At 59.1% G+C, this 18,486-nt stretch carries 18 protein-coding genes; 5 read left to right on the top strand and 13 right to left on the bottom strand.

Features of this window, described 5'->3' with window-relative positions; genetic code table 11:
- Nucleotides 1-124: 124 nt before the first annotated feature.
- The 12 genes from nuoK to HQL76_07585 all read right to left on the bottom strand — a co-directional run bounded on the left by nuoK (nucleotide 125) and on the right by HQL76_07585 (nucleotide 10,953).
- Nucleotides 125-433: an NADH-quinone oxidoreductase subunit NuoK gene (gene nuoK / locus HQL76_07640; protein ID MBF0109029.1), complete on the bottom strand. Its 309-nt coding sequence runs from the start codon at nucleotides 431-433 to the stop codon at nucleotides 125-127.
- Entirely contained in the window at nucleotides 433-1,029 is a 597-nt protein-coding gene (locus HQL76_07635; protein ID MBF0109028.1) for an NADH-quinone oxidoreductase subunit J, read from the bottom strand. The genes nuoK and HQL76_07635 overlap by 1 nt, the downstream gene beginning before the upstream one ends.
- A gap of 12 nt (nucleotides 1,030-1,041) precedes the next feature.
- Complete coding sequence (gene nuoI / locus HQL76_07630; protein ID MBF0109027.1) at nucleotides 1,042-1,515, bottom strand: NADH-quinone oxidoreductase subunit NuoI; 474 nt, start codon at nucleotides 1,513-1,515, stop codon at nucleotides 1,042-1,044.
- 47 nt (nucleotides 1,516-1,562) lie between these two features.
- A complete protein-coding gene (gene nuoH / locus HQL76_07625; protein ID MBF0109026.1) occupies nucleotides 1,563-2,594 on the bottom strand; it encodes an NADH-quinone oxidoreductase subunit NuoH in 1,032 nt (343 codons plus the stop codon).
- Between the two features lie 117 nt (nucleotides 2,595-2,711).
- Complete coding sequence (nuoG, locus tag HQL76_07620; protein MBF0109025.1) at nucleotides 2,712-5,126, bottom strand: NADH-quinone oxidoreductase subunit NuoG; 2,415 nt, start codon at nucleotides 5,124-5,126, stop codon at nucleotides 2,712-2,714.
- 16 nt (nucleotides 5,127-5,142) lie between these two features.
- A complete protein-coding gene (gene nuoF / locus HQL76_07615) occupies nucleotides 5,143-6,423 on the bottom strand; it encodes an NADH-quinone oxidoreductase subunit NuoF (GenBank protein MBF0109024.1) in 1,281 nt (426 codons plus the stop codon).
- Nucleotides 6,420-6,923 carry an NADH-quinone oxidoreductase subunit NuoE gene (nuoE, locus tag HQL76_07610; protein ID MBF0109023.1) on the bottom strand — a complete coding sequence of 168 codons (504 nt, stop codon included), beginning with the start codon at nucleotides 6,921-6,923 and terminating at the stop codon, nucleotides 6,420-6,422. Before nuoE ends, nuoF begins: the two co-directional genes overlap by 4 nt.
- Nucleotides 6,924-6,927: 4 nt before the next feature.
- Nucleotides 6,928-8,109 (bottom strand): NADH-quinone oxidoreductase subunit D, encoded by a 1,182-nt coding sequence (locus HQL76_07605; protein ID MBF0109022.1) that lies wholly within the window; start codon nucleotides 8,107-8,109, stop codon nucleotides 6,928-6,930.
- A 72-nt stretch (nucleotides 8,110-8,181) separates the two neighbouring features.
- Nucleotides 8,182-8,733, bottom strand: a complete 552-nt coding sequence (locus tag HQL76_07600) for an NADH-quinone oxidoreductase subunit C (GenBank protein ID MBF0109021.1) — start codon at nucleotides 8,731-8,733, stop codon at nucleotides 8,182-8,184.
- Entirely contained in the window at nucleotides 8,730-9,242 is a 513-nt protein-coding gene (locus HQL76_07595; GenBank protein MBF0109020.1) for an NADH-quinone oxidoreductase subunit B, read from the bottom strand. Before HQL76_07595 ends, HQL76_07600 begins: the two co-directional genes overlap by 4 nt.
- A 115-nt stretch (nucleotides 9,243-9,357) precedes the next feature.
- On the bottom strand, nucleotides 9,358-9,714 hold the full coding sequence (gene ndhC, locus HQL76_07590) for an NADH-quinone oxidoreductase subunit A (GenBank protein ID MBF0109019.1): 357 nt from the start codon (nucleotides 9,712-9,714) through the stop codon (nucleotides 9,358-9,360).
- Nucleotides 9,715-9,990: 276 nt separating this feature from the next.
- Nucleotides 9,991-10,953, bottom strand: coding sequence for an HAD-IIA family hydrolase (locus HQL76_07585; GenBank protein ID MBF0109018.1), 963 nt, complete (start codon nucleotides 10,951-10,953; stop codon nucleotides 9,991-9,993).
- Between the two features lie 213 nt (nucleotides 10,954-11,166).
- Here HQL76_07585 and HQL76_07580 point away from each other — a divergent pair, with 213 nt between their 5' ends.
- The 5 genes from HQL76_07580 (at nucleotide 11,167) to groL (ending at nucleotide 16,122) form a co-directional block, all read left to right on the top strand.
- Complete coding sequence (locus HQL76_07580) at nucleotides 11,167-12,084, top strand: LysR family transcriptional regulator (GenBank protein ID MBF0109017.1); 918 nt, start codon at nucleotides 11,167-11,169, stop codon at nucleotides 12,082-12,084.
- Nucleotides 12,085-12,294: 210 nt separating this feature from the next.
- Nucleotides 12,295-12,528, top strand: coding sequence for an RNA chaperone Hfq (hfq, locus tag HQL76_07575; GenBank protein ID MBF0109016.1), 234 nt, complete (start codon nucleotides 12,295-12,297; stop codon nucleotides 12,526-12,528).
- A complete protein-coding gene (hflX, locus tag HQL76_07570) occupies nucleotides 12,470-13,858 on the top strand; it encodes a GTPase HflX (protein ID MBF0109015.1) in 1,389 nt (462 codons plus the stop codon). The genes hfq and hflX overlap by 59 nt, the downstream gene beginning before the upstream one ends.
- 224 nt (nucleotides 13,859-14,082) lie before the next feature.
- Nucleotides 14,083-14,376 carry a co-chaperone GroES gene (gene groES / locus HQL76_07565; protein ID MBF0109014.1) on the top strand — a complete coding sequence of 98 codons (294 nt, stop codon included), beginning with the start codon at nucleotides 14,083-14,085 and terminating at the stop codon, nucleotides 14,374-14,376.
- A gap of 87 nt (nucleotides 14,377-14,463) precedes the next feature.
- Nucleotides 14,464-16,122 (top strand): chaperonin GroEL, encoded by a 1,659-nt coding sequence (gene groL / locus HQL76_07560; GenBank protein ID MBF0109013.1) that lies wholly within the window; start codon nucleotides 14,464-14,466, stop codon nucleotides 16,120-16,122.
- A gap of 152 nt (nucleotides 16,123-16,274) precedes the next feature.
- On the opposite strand, the gene HQL76_07555 is transcribed toward groL, so the two are convergent.
- Nucleotides 16,275-18,386 (bottom strand): alpha amylase, encoded by a 2,112-nt coding sequence (locus tag HQL76_07555; protein ID MBF0109012.1) that lies wholly within the window; start codon nucleotides 18,384-18,386, stop codon nucleotides 16,275-16,277.
- Nucleotides 18,387-18,486: the final 100 nt, after the last annotated feature.

Here is an 18,486-nt window from a genome sequence, read left to right as displayed (position 1 = left end):
AACCCCCACTGGGAAGGGGAAACCCCTTCCCAGACCCATCCTGATGACTATAAAGACCACAAACACCACGACCGAAACTTTGTTTTTCCGATACATGCATCATGATGCCTCGACTCATCCCTCCTCACCCTTTCATCGAATCGATCTTTTCGACATCGATGGTCTCGCGATTGCGGAAAAAGGCGACCAGAATGGCCAGACCGATCGCGGCCTCGGCCGCGGCCACCGCCAGGACGAAAAAGGTGATGACCTGCCCGTCGATGTTGCCGGAAAATCGCGAAAAGGCGACAAAATTAATGTTCACCGCCAGCAGGATCAGTTCGATGCTCATCATGATGATGATGACGTTGCGCCGATTGAGAAAGATCCCAAACATGCCGATGGAAAAAAGGATCGCCCCAAGAACAAGATAATGATTGAGCGTCATGACCATCACGCACCTTCCCCCGAGGTCACCTTGCGCAGTTCCACCGCATCCTCCTTCGTTCGCGCCAGTTGCCGTGAAATCTCCTGACGGCGGACATTTTTGCGTTCGCGGTGGGTCAGCGCCACCGCCCCGATCAGGGCCACCAGCAGGATCAACGATGCCACCTCGAAGGGATAGATGAAGCGGGTGAACATCGCCTGGCCGATGGCCAGGGTATTGTCCACCGTTGCCGGAGAAGAGACCGTCCCGGCATGCTCCGGATGATGATGCCCCAACATCAATCCCAGTTCCACGAGCAGGACCACCCCGACCGTCACTCCCAGGGGCAGATAACGGACGCTCTCCCGACGCAGCGTGACAAAATCGACATCCAGCATCATGACCACGAACAAAAACAAAATGGCCACGGCCCCCATGTAGACCATCACCAGAATGGCCGCCAGGAACTCGGCGCCGATCAGGACGAACAATCCAGCCGTGGAAAAAAAGGCCAGAACCAGAAACAAAACCGAATGGACCGGATTGCGCGACCCCACCACCCCCAGGGCCGCCAACACCGTCACCAGAGCAAAGAGGTAAAAGACAAGTTCCGCAACCGTCATGATTTTTCCCCGTTACCGGTACCGGGCATCGGCAGTGATGTTGGCATTCAATTCATGGTGCCAGCGCTCGCCGTTGGCCAGAAGCCGTTCCTTGTCATAATACAGGTCGGAACGGACCGAGCCATAAAACTCGAAGTTCGGCCCCAAGACAATCGCATCCACCGGGCAGGCCTCCTGGCAAAAGCCACAGAAGATGCATTTGGTCTCATCGATGTCGTAGACCCGGGTCCGCCTGCTGGCGGCGGTGGACCTGGGATCGATCTCGATGTAGATCGCCTGGGCGGGGCACACCGCCTCACACAGTTTGCAGGCGACGCACCGCTCGTTCCCCGCATCATCGCGGCGCAAGGCGTGTTCCCCGCGAAAACGGGGCGACAGCGGCGTCCGCTCCTCGGGATACTGAATGGTGATGGTCGGCTTGAAAAAATGTTTCAAGGTCACCGCCATCCCCTGGGCCAGTTCCTTCAGGGCAAAGCTTTGCAGCATGTTTTTCAGATCCAGCCCCACGATGATCTCCTCGCATTCTCCGGGACTCACACCCCCCGGAACAACTGCACCACCAATCCAGTCAGAAAAATCCAGAACAGTGACACCGGCAGAAACACCTTCCACCCCAGCCGCATCAGTTGGTCGTAGCGATAACGGGGAAACGTCGCCCGGATCCACAAGAAGACAAACATTAAAAACGCCGCCTTCAACCCCAGCCAGATGATCCCCGGAATGAACGACAACAGCGACACCGGAGGAAGCCACCCCCCCAGAAACACCAGCGCCCCGAGAAAGGAAACCAGGACGATGTTGGCATATTCCCCCATGAAAAACAGCCCCGAACTCATCGCGGAATATTCGGTGAAAAACCCTGCCACCAACTCCGGTTCCGCCTCCGGCAGGTCGAACGGCGAGCGGTTGGTTTCCGCCACCACCGAGATGAAATAAATCACGAACATCGGTGCCAGCGGAATGACATTCCACCAATCCTTCTGCTGTTCGACCACATCCACCAGACTCAGGCTTCCCGTGATGAGAATCACCGGAATCAGGGTAAAGCCCATCGACACCTCGTAGGAGACCATCTGTCCCACCGAACGCATGCTCCCCAGAAAGGCGTAGCGCGAATTGGAGGCCCATCCCGAAATGATGATGCCATAGGCGCCCAGGGACGAAATCGCCAGGATGTAGAGGATACCGATGTTGATGTCGGCCAGAATCAGTTCGGGAGAAAACGGAACCACCGCCCAGGCCAGAAGCGCCGGAACCAGTGTCAGGAGCGGTGCCAGAAGAAACAATCCCTTGTCCGCCCGCTCAGGCAGGATCGTCTCCTTGAAGATCAGTTTGACCGCATCGGCCAGAGGTTGAAGAATCCCAAAGAATCCGACCCGGTTGGGGCCTGGTCGCACCTGCATCGCCCCGATCACCTTGCGTTCCGCCAGGGTGATGTAGGTTACCATAAACAGGACCGGCGCCAACAGCAGGACGACCTTGATCACCACCCATGCCAACGGCCAGAGAAGCGGTCCCAGGAACCCTTCCCCCGTTGCATGCACCGTTTTCAGGATTTCATCCATCGCATTCCCTGGTCATTGTCGCAAGCGGTCCTTGGAACATAATACCAAAATAAAAATCAAAACCCTGGGGGCAATCCCCCAGCCCCCTTTTTTCTTCCAATAATTAACCCCTGCGGTCTACAAGGGGTGGATGGTTACGTGAAGAATGCCATCGGTCCCTTCGCCCAGTCCCCGCAGTTTCTCGGGACAGCCGACCAGGATTCCCCCCTCCATTCGTTCATCGATCATCGCCGCGACCTCGACCCCGCGACCGTCGCACATGACCCGCACCCGTCCTCCCGCCTCGACACGATATTTGCGTGCATCCTTGCCACCAATTCTCAAGGCCCCCCCCCGCTCCAGGGCCGCCAGGGTCGGCGCCCCCCGGGTCAGTGGCGTATCCTGAAAGAACGAGGGGACCAGGACCAGGGCCAGACGGTTGGCATCCCCTTCCGCAGCGGTCACCTCGGCGACAAATTCCAGGTTGCGTGTCACCGCCACGCCATGGTCACACCCCTTGGACACGGACGACGACCCGACCGCCGCCGGGGCATACCGCCCATCCGCCCGTCCCATCGCCGCCCGAAGTTCCTCCAGAGTGCCGTAAGGAAGGACCCGATCGAAACGTTGGCTCAAGGCCCGCAGAATCCGCCAATCTTCCTTGGCGGTCAATGGCCCCATGACCACCCGTTCGTTCACCGCCACCCGACCTTCGGCGTTGGTCAGCGTGCCGGCGCGCTCGCCATGGACCAGACCAGGCAACACCACATCCGCTGCCTGCGCCACCCGATTGTCAAAGGCCCCCATGAAAATGACCCTCGTCCCCGCAAGGACCGCCGCCGCCAGCCTGGCATCGATGCGCTCGTCGCCGCCATCGATCCCCATCAGGAACAATACCTTGATCTCGCCCCGTCCCGCCCGCTCCAGAATCTCCCGGGCATTCATCCCCACCCGTTCGACCGCCCGATAACCCGGTCCCCGATGCGGCACCACCCCCAGATCTTCCGCCGCCGCCGCATTTCCGTCCGTCACCATGCGATTGTACCCGCGCCAGCCGTCGGTCATCGCCTCCGCCTTCTCCAGGAGCGCCACCACCAACCGCCGCAACAATTCCGCCTGCGGATGATTCACCGCGTAACGCCCCAGAAGAAACAGCGGTCGTTGCGCCTTCTTCAAGGCCCCGGCCCACCCCACGGCGCTTCGTGGACCCCGCCGTGTCGTCGTCGCCAACAACACCTTGCGCAGAAAATCTCCCTCCTCGCCTGGAAACACCACCACCTCTTCCAGGTGTTCCAGGGTCGATTCCAGATGGCGTGGTCCCACCGACCAGACCGTCGCCCCGTTCAAGGAGGCCTTGCGCAGCCGCACGTTCAAAAGCGGCATTTCATACCGCGGATCGGCGCCGATCAGAAAGAGTGCATCCGCCGTCTCCATCGCCTCGATCGGGGTGCCGAGCAACAGATCGGCCCGTGTCAGAGCGACCCCGTCGGCGCTGAAATCGCGTTGGTGAATCCGGTAATCCACATGAGGCGTCCCCACCGAATGCCGCAGGAAGTCCTGGAAGGCGAACAACTCCTCCCCGCCCTGTCCCCAGGTTCCCGCCAAACCTGCCACCGCATCGGGGGAAACCCCCTTGATGAGCGCCGCCACCCGGTCCAGTGCCTCGGACCAGGTAACCTCCACCAAAGGTCCGCCCGCTTCTCCAACCTGCATGGGAACCACGAGACGCCCTTCCAGCCGCCCCTCATGGGCGAAACGCCCCTTGTCGCACAGCCACTCCATGTTGATCGACGGGCAACGGGCTCCCATGACGCGGTAGATCCGGTCGTTCATGGTATCCACCCGGGTATGGCACCCCACCGGACAATGGGGACAGATCCCCGGACTCCGGGTCAATTCCCATCCCCGGGCCTGAAAGTGGAACGGCTTGAGATTCAACGCCCCCACCGGACACAATTGCGCCAGATTGCCCGCCAGCTCCGAGGACAAGGACCGTTCTTTCGCCGCGACCGCCCACTCGGGAACCACCTTCATGTGATCGCCGCGAAAGATCGCCCCCATCTCCTCCACCCCGGCCACCTCGGTGGAAAAACGGATGCAGCGGGTGCAATGAATGCACCGGTTCATTTCGGTCTCGATGACCGGCCCCAGATCATGATTGTGTACCGTGCGTTTCTTGTCCCGGAAACGGCTCCGGTCCGGACCATACTTCAGTGCATAGTCCTGCAATTTGCACTCGCCCCCCTGATCGCAGACGGGACAGTCGAGGGGGTGGTTGATCAACAGAAATTCCATCACCCCGCGTCGCGCCTTGCGGACCATCTCCGAATCGGTACGCACCACCATCCCTTCGTTGACCGGCATGGCGCAGGAGATGACCGGCTTGGGCATCTTCTCCACCTCGACCATGCACATGCGGCAGTTTCCCGCCACCGAAAGTTCGGGGTGGTAGCAAAAGTGGGGAATCTGGATCCCAAGCAACCGGGCCGCTTCCATGATGGTGGTCCCCGGCTGGACGCTGATCTCCCTGTCGTCGATGATCAGAGTAGGCATCTTTTTCAACTGGCTCCTATTCCACCATGCACCGGCCATGCGCTACGTGATGGACGAATTCCTCCCGGAACGCCCGAATGGCCCCCGCCACCGGCATGGCCGCCGCATCCCCGAGGGCGCAGATGGTCTTGCCGGAAATGTTGCCGCACAATTCCTCCAGAAGCTCGATGTCGCCCCTCTGACCGCCACCCGCCTCGAGGCGGTCCATGATCTGGCTCAACCATCCCGTCCCTTCCCGGCAGGGGGTACACTGGCCACACGATTCATGGCGGTAGAACCGCGACAGCCGGGCGATGGCCCGAACCACGCAAACCGACCGGTCGAGCACGATCACCGCCCCCGAGCCGAGCATCGATCCTGCCTTGGCGATGCTGTCATAGTCCATGGTCACCGTCTCGCAGGCGGCGCGGGTCAGGATCGGCGACGACGAGCCCCCCGGAATCACCCCCTTGAGGTTGTCCCATCCGCCACGCACCCCGCCGGCATGCGTTTCCAGCAAGGTCTTGAGGGGAATTCCCATCGCGACTTCATGGTTTCCCGGACGGTTGACATGGCCCGACACCGAAAAAATCTTGGTTCCGGTCGATTTTTCCACCCCGAGTGACGCATACCAGGCGCCGCCGTGCTCGATGATGTCGGGAATGCTGGCCAGGGTTTCGACATTGTTGATGACCGTCGGTCCTCCCCACAGGCCGACATTGGCGGGAAAGGGCGGCTTGACCCGGGGTTGCCCTTTTTTTCCTTCGAGCGATTCCAGAAGCGCCGTCTCCTCGCCACAGACATAGGCCCCGCCACCCAGGTGAATCGCCAGATCGAAGCGGATCCCCTTGCCGAAGATATTTTCCCCCAGATACCCCTTGGCGTAGGCATCGCGAATCGCCGCCTCCACCCGTTGGCTTTCATGGAAAAACTCGCCGCGGATGTAGATATAGCCCCGTTCGGCCCCGACCGCGTGACCGGCGATGATCATCCCCTCGATCAGACGATGTGGATCGTAGCGCAGGATGTCCCGGTCCTTGCATGTTCCCGGTTCCCCCTCGTCGGCGTTGCACACCAGATATTTCGGGCGGTGCGACACCCGGGGAATGAACGACCATTTGATCCCCGCCGGAAATCCCGCCCCGCCACGACCGCGGATTCCCGATTTCTTGACCTCTTCGATCACCTCTTCCGGCGTCCGGGCCAGTGCCCTGACCACCGCCTTGTAGCCACCGCCGGCAAGGTAGACCGCCAGGGTGTGGCTGTCGGCCTTGTGTATGTTGCGAAAGACGATCTGGATGGGGGCGGACTGGTTCATGGCAGTTGATCGATGATGCCGACCACCTTCTCGGGGGTCAGGTTTTCATGGTAGTCGTCGTTGATCTGGAGCATGGGGGCGTTGACGCAGGCCCCGAGACACTCCACTTCCGCCAGGGTGAACCGTCCATCCGCGCTCGTCTGGCCAAACCCGATCCCCAACCTTGCGCGCAATGCTTCCACGATGGCGTCCGAACCGCACAGCCAACAGGAAATATTGGTGCAGACCTGGATGTGATACCGTCCCACCCGCTTCAGGTTGTACATGGTGTAGAAGGATGCGACCTCATGCACCCGGATCGGGGCCAGTTTCATGAACCGGGCGACATAATCGAGCGCCTCCGGAGAAAGCCAGCCGCCAAACTCCCGTTGCGCCAGATGCAGGATCGGCATCAATGCCGCTTCGCGGTGTTCCGGAGGATAGCGCTTGAAGATTTCCTCGGTCCTGGCCAACGCCTCGGGGGAAAACCGCGGCGCGTTATCGTTGAGTTCCTGTTCCATGGCGCTATCGGTCGATCTCCCCAAAGACGATGTCGATCGTCCCCACGATCGTGGTGACATCGGCGATCATGTGTCCCGGCAGCATGGTCTTCAAGGCCTGGAGATGGTTGAATCCGGCGGCACGGATCTTGACCCGGTACGGCTTGCACCCCCCCTGGGACACGATGTAGACCCCCAACTCCCCCTTGGGACTTTCGGTCGCCAGATAAACCTCCCCCGCCGGAACCGCGAACCCTTCCGAAACCAGCTTGAAATGGCCGATCAACGATTCCATCCCCGAATGCATGTCGGCGCGACGGGGGATCGAAATCTTGAAGTTGGGCAGTTTGACCTCTCCCTCGGGCATCTTGTCCAGGCATTGGCCGATGATCCGGTTGCTCTGGCGCATCTCCTCGACCCGTACCAGGTAACGGTCGTAACTGTCGCCGTTCTTTCCGACCGGAATGTCGAAGTCGATCTGATCGTAGGCATCATAGGGTTCCGCCTTGCGCAGGTCGTAGGCGATCCCCGAGCCGCGCAACATCGGACCGACACAGCCCAGGTCCAATGCCGCCTCCGGCGTCACCACCCCGACATCGACCAGACGTTGCTTCCAGATGCGGTTGTTGGTCAACAACATTTCATATTCGTCGATGCGCGAGGGAAAATCCTCGGTAAAGGCGCGAATCTTTTCCGCAAGTCCTTCGGGCAGGTCCTTGGCGACCCCGCCGGGGCGAAAATAGGCGGCATGCATGCGGGCGCCGCAGACCGCTTCGTACATGTCCAGGATCGCTTCCCGTTCGCGGAAGCAATAGATGAACATGGTCATCGCCCCCACGTCCAACCCATGGGCGCCGATGAACAGCAGATGGTTGAGAATCCGAGTCAGTTCGGCAAAGATCGTCCGGATGAATTGCGCCCGCGGCGGCGCGGTCACCCCCAACAGTTTTTCCACCGCCAGGACCCAGGTATGTTCCTGGCTCATCATGGACATGTAGTCCAGCCGGTCCCAGTAGGGGAGTCCCTGAAGATACGTCTTGTGTTCCAGGAGTTTTTCGGTCCCCCGGTGCAACAACCCGATGTGCGGGTCGGCCCGTTCCACCACCTCGCCATCCAACTCCAGCAACAGACGCAAGACCCCATGGGCCGCCGGATGCTGCGGTCCGAAGTTGATGGTGTAGTTTTGAAACTCCTTGCGTTGTTCCATCGTCCCCGACTCTTGAGAAATCAAACTCGACGCATCGCCCCGTTTCGTTGCCACCGGGATTCCGAAGATGACTCAGGGAGACTTGCGATAAGGTTCCCTGTCGCCCCGCCCCAGGCGGATCGGCTCCTTGACCACCATTCCCCGTTGTTCGTCATAACGCATTTCCACCTGGCCGGTCACCGGAAAATCCTTGCGTAACGGATGGCCATGAAAATCATAATCGGTCAGGATCCGTCTCAGGTCTGGATGGCCGCTGAACAGGATGCCGAACATGTCGTAGGCTTCCCGTTCATGCCAGTCGGCCGAGCGCCAGATACCCGCGACGCTCGGAACCAGTTCACCGTCGGCGACCGCCACCTTGATCCGGATCCGATGGTTCTTGTGGACCGACAGCAACTGATAGACCACCTCGAACGGTGCCGCCCGGTCGGGATAATGGACCCCCGCCAGGTCGATCAGCAGTTTGAAATCCATGGCGATGTCGTCGCGCAGACGGGTCATCGTCTCCAGGAGTTTTTCCACCGGCACATGCAGGACCAGGGCCTCGCCGAGGCGTTCCCTGGCGAGGCCGGGAAACCGTTCGGCGACCTCTTGTTCCAGGCATTCAAGTTTTTCCCGCTTCATGCCGAAGCCCCCCAGCCCGAATAGAGGGTGTTGGTCCGGTGTATTTTCTTGTGCAGTTGCAAAATGCCGTAGAGGAGCGCCTCGGCGGTCGGCGGGCATCCCGGAACATAGATGTCCACCGGGACGATCCGATCGCACCCCCGGACTGCGGAATAACCATAATGGTAGTACCCGCCACCGTTGGCGCACGATCCCATCGAGATCACCCATCGGGGTTCGGCCATCTGATCGTACAGAGTCCTCAGAGCAGGAGCCATTTTGTTGGTCAGGGTTCCGGCGACGATCATCACGTCCGACTGTCGCGGACTGGCGCGAAAGACGATGCCGAACCGGTCAAGATCATACCGACTCGCCCCGGCGTGCATCATCTCCACCGCGCAGCAGGCCAAGCCGAAAGTCATCGGCCACATGGAGGAGGTGCGCGCCCAGTTGACCAGTTTATCCGCGGAAGTCAGCAGAAATCCCCGATTGGCCACTTCGTCGCCGATCCGCGCCGTCCCTTCATTCATCCCCATGATTCTTCCCCCAGCGCCATCATCGCGTCATGGCCCGCGATGATCGTCTGGCATCGCGTCTGGCATTGCCCCCGGGACACGGATCCCGCGAAGGGGATGCGCATGACCATCATTCCCATTCCAACGCCCCCTTTTTCCAGGCATAGGCATAGCCCACCAGGAGCACCAGGAGAAACAGCATCATCTCCACAAACCCCAGAATCCCGATCGACTGGAACGCGACCGCCCAGGGAAAAAGAAAAGCGGCTTCGATGTCGAAGACAATGAAAAGAATGGCGATCAGATAGAAACGGACATCGAAACGCATCCGGATCCGCCCCAGGGGAGAGAACCCGCATTCATACTGTTCCAATTTTTCGCGATAGGGACGTTTCGGCCCCACCAGGTAGGAAACGCCCACCGCTCCCCCCCCGATGGCCAGAGCCACCCCCAGAAGAACCAGAATCGGAAAATAGTTTTCGAGCATGTTTTCAAGGTCCCGCGATCGCCATCATGGATCCTGTCCGAACCGTGTCGGATGCATCCACCATTCTTCGCCGCTGGCCTCCCCGGGCCGTCGGAAGAAGTCCCCTTCACCCTACCCTGTCCTCATGTCGCGCAGTGCCGTTTCGCGAGAAGTACCATTCAAAAGGGACGCGAGTCAACCAACAAATCCATCCCCTTGACATTTATCCATCCCGACGCGGGACTGCCGGGAAAAAGGAGGATATTCACACGATTGTCACTGCTGTTTCATCTCATTTCAACCAATCCCCGGAACGATGAAATCGGGGCGGATTTCCAGGCGATCGCACACGTTGTCGAGTTCTCCCGCCATGGGCCCATACAGCCCTGTCAGGGTCAGGCAGGTCGCCATGCCGAGTGCCGCCGCCCCCAGGATGTCGGTCTCCAAGGCATCTCCCACCATCAAGACGCGCTCCCAGGGGGGGCGACCGCAACACGCCCAGGCCCAATGGAAAACAGGGGAAAACGGTTTTCCGACCCCGAGCATCGGATGCCGCCCGGCATCATTGACCGAACACGCCGTATACCCCGCCACCAGGTTCACCCCACCCGAAGGTTCGGGGGCGACGAGGTCGGCGTTGACCAGAAGAAACGGCACCGGTCCCCGATCTTCCCGAGCCATGGCTGCATGCAGCATCTGTTCCTGCACCCCCCCGTAATATTCCTGGTTGCCACTGAAGAGGGCATACCGCGCCGCGTCCGGTCGCCACAAAGATCCCGGACGGTTGACCATCAGCCGTTCTGGATCGGGGGCATAGTGTACGGCGCTTTCCCCCCCGCCAATCCACACATAGGGCAATCCCTCCAGGCCGTTGCGCCGCACGAACGCGGACACCACCAGACCCGAGGTGATGATTTCCTCCCGCAAGACATCGATTCCCATCCGGCGCAGGTTTTCCCGGATCTCGTCCAGGGAATGGCTTGCATTGTTGCTCACCAGGCGAAAGGGAACCCCTGCCATCCGCAATCGCCGCAGGGTATCCCCCGCTCCGGGGACCGGTTCGTCGCCCCGGTTCAGCACCCCGTAGGCATCGAACCAGATCCAGGAATAACGGCCCGCCAACGCGGAAAAGTGTACCCGTTCCATCCGTCCCCGGCGCACCCTTCGCGCCACTTCTTCATTTCCCTGTTCCACCCACCGACGGTACCGCCATCTGTACCGCTCCAGGAGCGCCAGGTCGGGAATCTCCGGTTTTTTCATCTTCTTTTTACAATTGAAAATCGTTGAGCCAAGCCGCCGACAACACCAGCGACGATGTTCATCAATCCCCATGATCGACCCATCAATGGATTTTTACTCCTTTTCCTCACTCAATAATTTTTTTATACTCAGGCAAACTCCAAACCCGATCCGACCGGCGCGTTCCGGACACTCGTGATCTTTCTTCAACCTCCACCCCGGACCACCCCCCTCATGAGTTTTTCCGATACCCGACTGCGCGTCTTCCATGCCGTTGCCAAGCATCTATCCTTTACCCGGGCCGCGGAGGAACTCTATCTGACCCAGCCTGCGGTCACCTTTCAGATACGGCAGTTGGAGGAACATTTCAACACCCGCCTTTTCGACCGCCATCACAACCGCATTTCCCTGACCGATGCCGGAGAGACGGTTTTCGGCTATGCCGAACGCATCCTCGAACTGTACCGCGAGACCGAAAAGGCCATCAACGAAATGACCGGAGAGACCCGGGGCATCATCAAACTTGGGGCCTCCACCACCATCGGCGAGTATCTTCTCCCCCCCATTCTCAGCGGCTACCACGAACATTTTCCCCGGGTCCAGATCCGCCTGTCGGTGGACAACACCCGTCTGGTGGTGCGCAAACTGGAAGACGCCACCATCGACATGGGGATGGTCGAAGGTCCGGTCTCCAACAAGAACATTGCCGTCGCCCCCTGCTTCGAGGATGAACTGGTGATCATCGTCCCTCCCGGACATCCCTTCGAAACCATGGACGAAATTCCGATCGCCAAACTCAGGGAATATCCCTTTGTTTCCCGCGAGGAGGGTTCGGGGACCCGCATGGTCATTGCCGAGCATTTAAGCCGTGCCGGACTCTCCTACGACCACCTGGACATGATCCTCGAACTCGGAACCACCGAATCGGTCAAGGCGGCGGTCGAAGGAGGGGTTGGTTTCAGCATCATCTCCAGCGTCGCCCTGCGCAAGGAACTGCAACTGCAAAGCCTCCGCGTCCGCCGCATCAAGGGGATGAAATTCAAGCGTCATCTTAATTTTGTCTTCCAGAAACAAAAATTCCGCTCCAAGGCGGTCGAGGAATTTCTCAACTTTGCCCGACAACGCTGCGCCGTCCTCCATGCCGGCATCTGACCCCCGGTGGCCGACCTTGCTTCCCCCATGAACGAATCTTGAGCTTCTGGTGAAAGATTGCGCTTGCATCGGACCGTCCCCTGTCCGTATTCTGGGCCTCGGCAAGCGTGTTTTTGTAACAAAGCGTAAAGACCGGAAATGTTCATCAACGATCATGCGGCAAAAAAAACCGCACGGGAAGGCATCAACGAGGGAACGAGGGGAGGTGTCATGGCGGGTCAATCCATCCACAGTGTTCAGGATCCTTTTCTGAACACATTGCGCAAGGAAAAGGTCCCCGTGACCGTTTTCCTGATCAACGGCATCAAACTTCAGGGGGTGATCACGTCGTTTGACAACTATTGTCTGCTGCTCAAGAACAGCGTCACCCAACTGGTCTTCAAACATGCCGTCTCCACCGTCATGCCCTCGCGCAATATCGATTACGGTCAAGGTGACGAATAACCCGCCGCGCACAACCCGGCCCGCGCCGGTCGGCGCCCTGCTGGTACAGATTTTTTCCCGCCGCGAAGGTCGCGACTGGGGGGAACGGCAGGTCGAGGAACTCGATCATCTGGCCCGGAGCGCTGGTTTGCAGGTCGAGGGACATCGGATTCTCGCTGTCGATCCGATCCATCCTGGCACCTTTCTCGGGAAGGGGCAGGTGGAACGGATCAAGGAGGAAGCGGCGGCGCTCGAACTGGAAGTGGTGGTTTTCAACCATGCGCTGTCGCCGGTGCAGCAACGCAATCTTGAACGGTCCCTCCTGGTCAAGGTTGTCGATCGGACCGGGTTGATTCTGGAAATTTTCGCCGCCCGTGCGCGGACCCGTGAAGGGACCCTCCAGGTCCAGATGGCTCTGCTGCTCTACCAGCAATCGCGGCTGGTGCGCACCTGGAGTCATCTGGAACGGCAGCGGGGAGGCGTCGGATTGCGTGGTGGTCCGGGTGAAACCCAGATCGAGGTCGATCGTCGTCTGATTCGCGACCGGATCCACCGGTTGGGAAAACAACTCGACCAGGTCCAGAGGACCCGCACCTTGCAACGGGAGGCGCGGCGCGATGTCCCCTGGTTCACCGTGTCGCTTGTCGGCTATACCAACGCCGGCAAATCGACGCTGTTCAACCGCCTGACCCAGGCGGGCGTCCATGCGGCGGACCAGTTGTTCGCCACTCTCGACCCGACCATGCGTGGTCTCACCCTGGACAACGGCCAACGGATCATTCTGAGCGACACCGTCGGCTTTATCCGCGATCTGCCACATCAACTCATCGCCGCCTTCCGCGCCACCCTCGAAGAGGTTCTGGAGGCGGATCTGCTGGTGCATGTGGTCGATCTTTCCGATCCGGAGCACGACGAGCAACACCGGGTCGTTCTGGAGGTCCTGGAGGAACTCGGCGCCGGCGGGAAACCGATGCTGACCCTCTACAATAAATGCGACGGCCTCGACGACAACAGTCAGGCCCTCCGCGAACGGCTGGAGGCCCGTCCGCGCACCCTCGTCCTGTCTGCCCGGACCGGTCAGGGGATGGATCGGTTTCTACGGACGCTTCGGGAGGAAGCAGGCCGGACGTCGAGAATCGTTCATCTGGACCTTCCCGCCAGGGACGGCGCCCTTCTGGCCCGCGTTTGTCGTGAAGGACACGTCATGGAGCGACGCGAGCGCGAGGAAAATCTGCTTCTGACCGTTTCTTTTGCCGCCGCGGCCGCCGGCAGAATCTGGAAAAGCATCGAACCCTATCTGGTGGAGGCCCCCGTCCCTCCCGAAGAGGCATCCGGTACCCCTGCAAATTAAGGTTTTTCTCCCATTTCTTTTCCCGCGAATGAAAAAAACGCGCCACAAGGTCTTGACAGGCGGGTTCGGATGCCTACATTTAGCACTCGACCTGGGTGACTGCCAGATCGGACCGAGGGTTTTTCGCCCCTGCGGCCCATCGGCGTTCCGTCCTGTCGAAGAAATCATTAAGTTCTTTCATGCAACCCATATCGATAATGAGACACTGGAGGTTGGAAGAAGCGATGAAAACGAAATTCCGTCCATTGCATGACCGCATCGTGGTCAAACGGCTTGAACAGGATCAAAAAAGCGCCGGTGGCATCATCATTCCCGATACCGCCAAGGAAAAACCGATTCAAGGGGAAATCCTGGCCGTGGGCAAGGGGGCCATCAACGAGGAAGGCAAGATCCGTCCCCTCGAAGTCAAGGCGGGCGACAAGGTATTGTTTGCCAAATATGCCGGCACCGAAGTCAAACTGGATGGCGAGGATCTCCTGATCATGAGGGAATCCGATGTCATGGGGATCATCGAGTAACCCCGGTCCCAAACATCACAGCCGCACCGTTGGTGGAGAAAACCCATCCACCATTCAGGCCATCCATACCAAGGAAAGAGACATCACATGGCAGCCAAGGAAGTCAAATTCAGCGAAGTCGCCCGTGGCAAAATGCTCACGGGGGTCAACATACTTGCCAATGCCGTCAAGGTCACCCTCGGCCCCAAGGGACGCAACGTCGTCCTCGACAAATCCTGGGGCGCGCCCCGGGTCACCAAGGACGGTGTCAGCGTCGCCAAGGAAATCGAGCTTGAGGACAAGTTCGAGAACATGGGGGCGCAGATGCTCAAGGAGGTTGCTTCCAAGACCTCCGATGTCGCCGGAGACGGCACCACCACCGCGACCGTTCTGGCCCAGTCGATCATCCGCGAAGGGCTCAAGGCGGTTGCCGCCGGCATGAACCCGATGGACCTCAAACGAGGCATTGACGCCGCCGTCGAGGATGTCATTTCCGTCCTGCGCAAAAGCGCCAAGGAGGTCACCAGTTCCGAGGAGATTGCCCAGGTTGGTGCCATTTCCGCCAACGCCGATACCGAAGTGGGCCGGATGATCGCCGAGGCGATGGACAAGGTGGGCAAGGAAGGGGTCATCACCGTCGAAGAGGCCAAGGGGCTTGATACCACCCTGGATGTCGTCGAGGGAATGCAGTTCGACCGTGGCTACCTTTCTCCTTATTTTGTCACCAACGCCGACAAGATGACGGTGGAGATGGACAACCCGTCCATTCTGCTGGTGGAAAAGAAGGTCAGCAATCTGCAACAGATTCTTCCCATTCTCGAAAGCGTGGTGCAATCGGCGCGGCCACTGCTCATCATTGCCGAGGACGTCGAGGGCGACGCCCTGGCGACACTTGTGGTCAACAAACTGCGTGGTGGCCTCAAGGTGTGTTCCGTCAAGGCTCCGGGTTTTGGCGATCGCCGCAAGGCGATGCTCGAAGACATCGCCATCCTGACCGGAGGAACGGTCGCTTCCGAGGATCTTGGGGTCAAACTTGAAAATGTCACCATCGACATGCTGGGACGAGCCCGTTCGGTAATCATTACCAAAGACGAGACCACCATCATCGACGGAGCCGGCCAAACCGATCAAATCAAAGCCCGCGTCGGCCAGATCCGTCTCCAGATTGAGGAGACCACCTCCGACTACGACAAGGAAAAGCTTCAGGAACGGCTGGCCAAACTTGCGGGCGGTGTTGCCGTCATCAAGGTTGGCGGCGCCACCGAAGTCGAGGTGAAGGAGCGCAAGGATCGTGTCGATGACGCACTCCATGCGACCCGCGCCGCGGTCGAAGAGGGAATTGTCCCTGGTGGCGGCGTTGCCCTTCTCCGGGCACGCAATGGATTGGAAAACCTCAAGGTGGCCAATGAGGACCAGCGGGTCGGGGTCAACATTGTCCGTCGGGCGATGGAAGAACCGATCCGCATCATCGCCGAGAATGCCGGCGCGGAAGGTTCGGTCGTGGTCAACAAAATTCTCGAATCCGACAGCGACGCCTTCGGTTTCGATGCTGCGCGGGATGAGTACACCAACCTGGTCACCCGTGGCGTCATCGACCCGGCCAAGGTCGTCCGCAGCGCCCTTCAGGCAGCGGCCTCCGTCGCCGGTCTCATGATCACCACCGAGGCCATGGTCGCCGAACTGCCCAAGAAAGATGCCCCCGCGCCGGGTGGCGGTGGCATGGATGGCATGGGCGGCATGGGCGGTATGGGCGGCATGGGAATGTAATTTTTCGGCCCAAACCTTGTTGCCTTCAATCATCACCGGGGAGGGAATATCCTTCCCCGGTGTTTTTTTTGCATGATATGAACTATAGACTATGAAGCGGCAGGAAGATTTGGCGCATTGGATTCAGGGGTCTTGACTCATTGGCCGTGAATTCAACAGGTGGTGTAGACCTTGGCCTCCCAGGCAAAGATTGGTTCCCGTCCGATCCATTCGGAGGGAACCGGGCGGTCCTGGGTCACCTCGCGCCAACTGCGACCAAAGGGGGTTGCCGGCCAGTTGGGGACGACATAGTTTGCGTTCGGATGAGACATATCGGTACTGAACTCGGAAAAGTTGGCGACGACGACAACAATATCGTCACTCCCCTTCATGCCACGCTGCCACACCATGACCCGCTTGCCATCGTTGAAATCGACGTGGATGAAATCGACATCATTGACCGCCAAGGCGTTGGAGGAGGTGCGCAGGTGAATCAACCGCGATACGTAAGCAAAAATTCTTCGACGCCATTCATCGCCCTGCCGGGAAAAATTGACCGGATCGACCTGCTTGCCGTCGGAATGGGTGACCCATCCTTGGCTGTTGGTCAGATCGTGCTGGTCGGCAAACTCGTCTCCAGCCAGGATCATGGGGATGCCGACCGCCGTCAACAGGCAGGCAAAGGCCAGTTTGAACCGTTTTTCCTTGTCATAAATGGAACAGTTCTGAAAATAGTTGAACAAACGTTCGTTTCCCATTCCCTCGACATCATGTGAAGTCAGATAGTTGATGGCCTGGGCGCCATCGGCAAACCCCATGTGACGACAGTCGATCGCTTTGCGTACCGTCCATTCAAAGCTCGGATTGCCCGAAGCATCCTTGCCATGTTCTCCATTATGGGTACCAATCAGCGCACTTCGTATCAAACGTTTAAAGTCTTCGTTCCAGAGACCATCCAATCGCTTTTGCACAAGAAGTTCGGTGGGGACGGTCAATTCCTCGCCAACGACCAGGAATCGGTCATCACCATTCGTCACCACCCCAGGGTTGGCCGCTTGCCAGCGTTCCTTGTACAACCGGCGCGCCAGGTCTTTGAACTCTTGAATGAAATCCCAATTGGCCACATTCTCGATGCTGTCCAGACGGATGCCATCGACATGAAAATCCTTCATCCAGCGTTCCAGATAACTTTTCATCCACTGGCGTGCCGACACGGTGTGTGCCAGGTTGCCACTGACCGGGTCGTAGCCCGACCGGACGGGACCGGCATACCGAAAAAGAGCCGAACCAAAACCGTTTCGCGGTCCCCTGGAACCATCACGCCGACCCGAGGTACAGGCATCCGCCTCCGGCATTCCATTGCAGGATCCTGGCGCGCCGATGTGAAAATCGTTGAAATGCGCCTGTTCGTAGGGACCATCCTTGGCAAAGGCCAGGACCATATCGACGAAAAAGCGGATGTTGTTCCGATGACAGCCGCGAATCAGTTCCGCCAGATCGCCGTTGGGAGTTGGAAACGAGTGACCTTCCGGAAATCCCAGTTCATGGTCGGGGGCAAAAAAATTGGTCGTGCCATAGCCCCATTCGCGCTTGTAGACACTGTCGGCGGGTGGCAGAAGTTCCAGGGCGTTGATTCCCAAATCCTTCAGATAGGTGGCGTTCGGTTGGGAGACGGCCAGGTGCGAAAAATTGGCGCCGCCAACCCCTTTTTCCACCAGGGCGTGGACATCGCGAAACGTACCCACCGCCCGCTCCTTGTTGTTCTCGGTGACGCTTCCAGTCCAGGCTGTCGGCAATTCGTAGATCACCAGGCGATTGTTGGCGGGCAGTTCATCAATCTTGCCGGCATCGGAAAAATCGATGCTGCCGGAAACGTCCGGGTCTTCCGAGTCGCAGGCTTCCAGTCGGCGGTTCCTGAACCGGATGACCGAGGCCGCGGCCTGGTCGGAGGAGACTCCGGTAACCGCGGCAGCGATCAGACGCCAATCGGCGGTCGTGGCGCACGGGTCGGAAACCAGAGTGCGTCGCTTGGGAACGGAGGTCGAATTCTTGTCATCGATTTCAAACCAATAATGATAGACATGGCCATCGACAAGATTGCAGGCGGACGCCTCGATCTCCCACAGATCGTCGAACGGGGCAGTGCGTGCCATGGGCAGGCACTGTTTGCCGATCAGGCTGTTGGGGTTTCCAGGTTTGAATTGCCCGATGACCAGCCTTGGTTCCGAATTTGAACGCCAAAAAACAAAACATTCCTTCCTCTTCTGAATCAGAGTCCCCCCCATGATCTTTCTCCTGGCTGTCAACGGAGCGCAATGCCTCCGTTTGCGGTGGCAAGAAAATAATACAAAAAATAATGATCGTATATCTTTGTCCAATGTCATT

The organism is Magnetococcales bacterium, assembly GCA_015228815.1.
In the GTDB taxonomy this organism is placed as follows: Bacteria; Pseudomonadota; Magnetococcia; order Magnetococcales; family UBA8363; genus UBA8363.
The sequence above is the reverse complement of the archived record's forward strand: the minus strand, read 5'-3'. Positions and strand labels throughout refer to the sequence as shown.

Bases quoted from the DNA above. Each gene is read 5' to 3' on its own strand.
- nuoK (MBF0109029.1), bottom strand. From the start codon at position 433: ATGGTCATGACGCTCAATCATTATCTTGTTCTTGGGGCGATCCTTTTT.
- HQL76_07635 (MBF0109028.1), bottom strand. From the start codon at position 1,029: ATGACGGTTGCGGAACTTGTCTTTTACCTCTTTGCTCTGGTGACGGTG.
- nuoI (MBF0109027.1), bottom strand. From the start codon at position 1,515: ATGCTGCAAAGCTTTGCCCTGAAGGAACTGGCCCAGGGGATGGCGGTG.
- nuoH (MBF0109026.1), bottom strand. From the start codon at position 2,594: ATGGATGAAATCCTGAAAACGGTGCATGCAACGGGGGAAGGGTTCCTG.
- nuoG (MBF0109025.1), bottom strand. From the start codon at position 5,126: ATGCCTACTCTGATCATCGACGACAGGGAGATCAGCGTCCAGCCGGGG.
- nuoF (MBF0109024.1), bottom strand. From the start codon at position 6,423: ATGAACCAGTCCGCCCCCATCCAGATCGTCTTTCGCAACATACACAAG.
- nuoE (MBF0109023.1), bottom strand. From the start codon at position 6,923: ATGGAACAGGAACTCAACGATAACGCGCCGCGGTTTTCCCCCGAGGCG.
- HQL76_07605 (MBF0109022.1), bottom strand. From the start codon at position 8,109: ATGGAACAACGCAAGGAGTTTCAAAACTACACCATCAACTTCGGACCG.
- HQL76_07600 (MBF0109021.1), bottom strand. From the start codon at position 8,733: ATGAAGCGGGAAAAACTTGAATGCCTGGAACAAGAGGTCGCCGAACGG.
- HQL76_07595 (MBF0109020.1), bottom strand. From the start codon at position 9,242: ATGAATGAAGGGACGGCGCGGATCGGCGACGAAGTGGCCAATCGGGGA.
- ndhC (MBF0109019.1), bottom strand. From the start codon at position 9,714: ATGCTCGAAAACTATTTTCCGATTCTGGTTCTTCTGGGGGTGGCTCTG.
- HQL76_07585 (MBF0109018.1), bottom strand. From the start codon at position 10,953: ATGAAAAAACCGGAGATTCCCGACCTGGCGCTCCTGGAGCGGTACAGA.
- HQL76_07580 (MBF0109017.1), top strand. From the start codon at position 11,167: ATGAGTTTTTCCGATACCCGACTGCGCGTCTTCCATGCCGTTGCCAAG.
- hfq (MBF0109016.1), top strand. From the start codon at position 12,295: ATGGCGGGTCAATCCATCCACAGTGTTCAGGATCCTTTTCTGAACACA.
- hflX (MBF0109015.1), top strand. From the start codon at position 12,470: ATGCCGTCTCCACCGTCATGCCCTCGCGCAATATCGATTACGGTCAAG.
- groES (MBF0109014.1), top strand. From the start codon at position 14,083: ATGAAAACGAAATTCCGTCCATTGCATGACCGCATCGTGGTCAAACGG.
- groL (MBF0109013.1), top strand. From the start codon at position 14,464: ATGGCAGCCAAGGAAGTCAAATTCAGCGAAGTCGCCCGTGGCAAAATG.
- HQL76_07555 (MBF0109012.1), bottom strand. From the start codon at position 18,386: ATGGGGGGGACTCTGATTCAGAAGAGGAAGGAATGTTTTGTTTTTTGG.